Below are 4,188 nucleotides of genomic sequence, written 5' to 3'. Positions count from 1 at the left end.
TGGTATATTTGGCGATAGCTGGATAATGTTCATGGCCATATCCTTTATGGACGATACCATAGCCTTAAATTCTTTATCCTCTTTTAGTTTGGTTTCTTTAAAAGGCTCAACGGTAGCTTTTATATAAGGGTCGGATTGCACTTCATCCTTTAATACAAAACGCTTTTTACCTTGTAGTATAACGGTGGTGTTACCATCTGGCATTTGCAGCATTTTAATGATGAGCGCAATGGTACCCACTTTATTTAATTGGCTAAAATTGGGGTCTTCAATCCCCACATCCTGTTGCGCAACTACCCCAATCATGCGATTGCCCTTATTGGCGTCCCGTATCAGTTTAATTGATTTATCCCTGCCAACTGTTATCGGGATAACCACGCCGGGAAACAGCACAGTATTGCGCAAAGGCAGTATAGCCAGTACATCGGGCAGCTGTTCGTTGTTCATTTCCTCCTCATCCTCAGTAGACATAAGGGGAAAAAACTCAGAATCCTCGTTTATAACCGGTAAAGCGTTTTTAAAATCAAATGGGTCAAAACTCATTAATTATATATTTTGTGTAGAAAATAACGTCATGTTGTCAGCCCATAAAACTTTAGGGCTTGTAAAATACAGGTAAATGATAGTCAAATCCTGCGCAACACTATGTTTCAAGAGCTGTGCCAAGTTATGGTATTAATTAATAACAATCAATTTGGCTTTGTAATGGTTTGATTTTGTGTCGGTTGTAAATTTATCAGCTATTTGTTAAATAACCCGGGTTTTGTTGTTAAAGATGAAAAAAAGTCATAGTATCGCTTCCTCAATGTTTAAGCCGGTAAATCTTTTTTAATAATTGAAGATTTTGGCATAATATTTTGAAGTAAAGTTAGTTAATGATATACAATCCTGTTTACCATTGATCCGTTGATGAGGCTTTCAGTTATATTACCCTTCCTGCTGTTGTCGTCCATTGAAACCACATTGGCCCAAAATGCCTATGTAAAAATGGGACAGCAGGCCGTGATGGATGGTGATTTCAGATCGGCAGTAACACACCTTGAAAAAGCCTGCATTACCGATTCTACCAATGCCAATGCTTTGTGGATGCTGGGTTATTCATATTATCACAGTGATAACTACAAAAAATCAATTGCTGCTTACACCCGCGTAATTGCTATAAAACCAGCTGATGCAACCGCTTATTATTATAGAGCCAGGGCAAAAAGCTATTTGGGTAAGGACAACCAGACAAAAGACGCCGATAAGGAATTGTATTTATTGGGAGCGATAGTTGACCTTACAAAAGCTATATCTATCAACAACGACCCAAGCGACAGTAAATACTACCAAAACAGGGGCATAGCTTACCGTGATTACGGTATTTTTAAACTGCAAACCAACTCGCATTTTTACGATAGAAGCCGCGGTATTAATTCCCTGAAGGCATCTATTGCCGATCTTGAAAAAATATTGAATAACAACCCGGGGAGAAACGATATTGCTGTGTTGATAGATCAATCAAAGGAAAAACTTGGCCAGGCTACTTCGGCAGTTGTAGCGAGACATTAAGATTTTAGGAAAAAGAATTTAGGAGTAATTCTACTTTTTTAAAAATCCCTTTATCCTATAAAGATTTTTCCCCATTAATTTAACACGCTGCGACTTTTCTATCTGGTAAACCGAATCGGGGAAATAGCTTAGTTTTTCATTTGTTTCGTAAAGCAGGTTTTTGGTGTGGTTAAATATCACTATCCATTTCACTTTATCTTTATTTTTCCTGATCATGATCTTGGTTGTTCTAAGATCGGGAGTTTTTGCCTTGTAAATGACCAGGGAATCTGTATTTAAAATGTTATAGCTATTTTTCCAGGCCGGCCGGTTAATGTCCGATTGGATGAACAGGTTAAGTTCCTGGCCCCAATTTGGAATATGTACAGCCTTATTTTCGGTTACACCGTTATGTGTTACTGTTTTATCAACCTTAGGATTAAGCTTTTTGAGCCTCGCTGTATCTGCTTTAAAATACCCGGCTACATCAAAATACTTTAAGCTACCGTTTGATTGCGTGTTATCCGGCCTGCATGATTGCAAGCCGGATAATAGCATTGCACTGCCTAAAAGGGCAGCTAAGTATATTGATTTTAGCTTACACCAATACATTACCGGTCATTTCGGCAGGGATTACTACACCCAGTATTTTTAAAATGGTTGGTGCAATATCGCCCAGTTTGCCATCTTTTACATGGGTAACATCCTTATCTATCACAATGCAGGGCACCAAATTAGTAGTGTGTGCTGTGTTTGGCGTACCATCTTCATTGATCATATAATCGGCATTACCATGGTCGGCTATGATGATGAAAGAATAGCCATTGGCCAGGCCAGCCTCAACAACGGCTTTTGTACAGCTATCGGCGGTTTCGGCGGCTTTTACAACCGCGCTGAAAACACCTGTATGACCAACCATATCGGTATTGGCAAAGTTTAAGCAAACAAAATCGGGCCAGCCGCTTTCCAATTCGGGGATGATAGCATCACGGATTCCAGCCGCGCTCATTTCGGGCTGTAAATCATAAGTAGCAACCTTTGGCGACGGTACTAACAGGCGCTTTTCGTTAACAAATTCGCGCTCACGTCCGCCCGAAAAAAAGAAGGTAACGTGCGGATACTTTTCGGTTTCAGCAATACGAATTTGAGTTTTGCCCGCATTTTGCAGTATCTCGCCCAATGTTTTCGTCAAATCTTCTTTGTTGAAAACTACCTGTACATTTTTAAATGTTTCATCATATGGCACCATTGTGATGTAACGTACATTTAAAGGGTGCAGGTTATATTCAGGAAAAGATTTTTGTGTTAATGCAACGCTAATCTCGCGGCCTCTATCAGTACGGAAATTAAAACAGATAACTACATCGCCGTCTTTTATAACAGCCAACGGCTTGCCATCGGCATTTACCCTTACAATAGGCTTAATAAATTCGTCGGTAACATCGGCTTCGTATGATTTTTTGATCAGGTCGGTAATATGCTGAGTGGCTTCACCTTCGCCTTTAACCATAAGGTCATAAGCCAGTTTAACACGTTCCCAGCGGTTATCACGATCCATAGCGTAATAACGACCAATGGCCGTTGCTATTTTTGCAGATGTGCCTTCTATATATTGTTCCAATTCGGTAACGAAACCTAACCCGGATTTTGGGTCGGTATCACGCCCATCTAAAAAAGCATGGATAAATACGTTATTTACATCCAATTGCCTGGCTGCATCGCATAAGCCTTTTACATGCCTGATGTGAGAGTGAACACCTCCGTCTGATACCAATCCAATAAGGTGAACATCTTTATCGTTTTGTTTAGCGTATTCAAAAGCATCTTTTAATACCGGGATTGTTGGCAGCTCATTATCGTCAACAGCTTTATGTATGCGGCCCAGTTCCTGGTACACTACGCGGCCGGCCCCCAAATTCATGTGTCCGACTTCGGAGTTACCCATTTGGCYGGCAGGTAAACCTACAGCGGTTCCGGATGCTTCCAGTTTTGAGTTTGGGTATTTTTGCAGCATTGAATCAACAAATGGAGTGTTGGCCGCCAAAATAGCGTTCGATTGATCATTACGGCCATAACCCCAGCCATCGAGGATAATTAATGCGAGTTTTTTTTTATTTTCCACATTGCAAATATAAATGCAACGTTCAACTTATGGGTATAAATTTTGAATTTAGATTTATACTTATACGGGGTTGATTATTAAGGTAATAATTTAAAGTAAAAACAGTTATATGTTAACATCGCCTAATAAGGTATTTTACCCGCCTGTTTTTGCAAAATGTAACATAAAGTTGTTTTATAACGTATCTATCTGTATGAAGTTATTTTACATATCATCGTTAATGTTTTTGCTTTTAATCCCGAATATAGTTTTGGCCGATCCACTGGATAATGTAGCTAACCTTGTAAAGCAGGGTAATACAAAAGAATTGGCCAAATTATTTGCAGCCAGCGTTGATATGAACATCATGGATGATGAGAATACATATTCAAGGGGGCAGGCTGTGCAATTACTCGACAGGTTTTTTGCCAAAAATAAACCTCAAAGTATCAAATTACTGCACAAAATAAATTCAAGGGCCAGCTTTCATCTTGGAGTTTATATTTTAACCACCACCGATAAGCAGGAATACCGCATAGCCTTTACCCTTAAAGAGG

The 4,188-nt window shown here is 39.6% G+C and carries 5 protein-coding genes; 2 read left to right on the top strand and 3 right to left on the bottom strand.

Annotated elements, in window-relative coordinates; all coding sequences use genetic code 11:
- The coding region (locus AC1DPZ_RS23115) for an LON peptidase substrate-binding domain-containing protein (RefSeq protein WP_477407884.1) at positions 1-543 on the bottom strand (543 nt) is incomplete at its 3' end.
- Positions 544-909: 366 nt separating this feature from the next.
- Here AC1DPZ_RS23115 and AC1DPZ_RS23110 point away from each other — a divergent pair.
- Positions 910-1,551, top strand: coding sequence for a tetratricopeptide repeat protein (locus AC1DPZ_RS23110; protein WP_477407882.1), 642 nt, complete (start codon positions 910-912; stop codon positions 1,549-1,551).
- A gap of 30 nt (positions 1,552-1,581) precedes the next feature.
- Here AC1DPZ_RS23110 and AC1DPZ_RS23105 read toward each other — a convergent pair whose 3' ends face one another.
- Both AC1DPZ_RS23105 and gpmI read right to left on the bottom strand, forming a co-directional pair.
- Positions 1,582-2,088: a hypothetical protein gene (locus AC1DPZ_RS23105; protein WP_477407880.1), complete on the bottom strand. Its 507-nt coding sequence runs from the start codon at positions 2,086-2,088 to the stop codon at positions 1,582-1,584.
- Between the two features lie 40 nt (positions 2,089-2,128).
- Positions 2,129-3,652 (bottom strand): 2,3-bisphosphoglycerate-independent phosphoglycerate mutase, encoded by a 1,524-nt coding sequence (gene gpmI / locus AC1DPZ_RS23100; RefSeq protein ID WP_477407878.1) that lies wholly within the window; start codon positions 3,650-3,652, stop codon positions 2,129-2,131.
- A gap of 193 nt (positions 3,653-3,845) precedes the next feature.
- Between gpmI and AC1DPZ_RS23095 the strand changes: the two genes are divergently transcribed.
- The coding region (locus AC1DPZ_RS23095; RefSeq protein WP_477407876.1) for a DUF4783 domain-containing protein at positions 3,846-4,188 on the top strand (343 nt) is incomplete at its 3' end.

Source organism: Mucilaginibacter sp. P4_G9 (assembly GCF_056400985.1).
The sequence above is the reverse complement of the archived record's forward strand: the minus strand, read 5'-3'. Positions and strand labels throughout refer to the sequence as shown.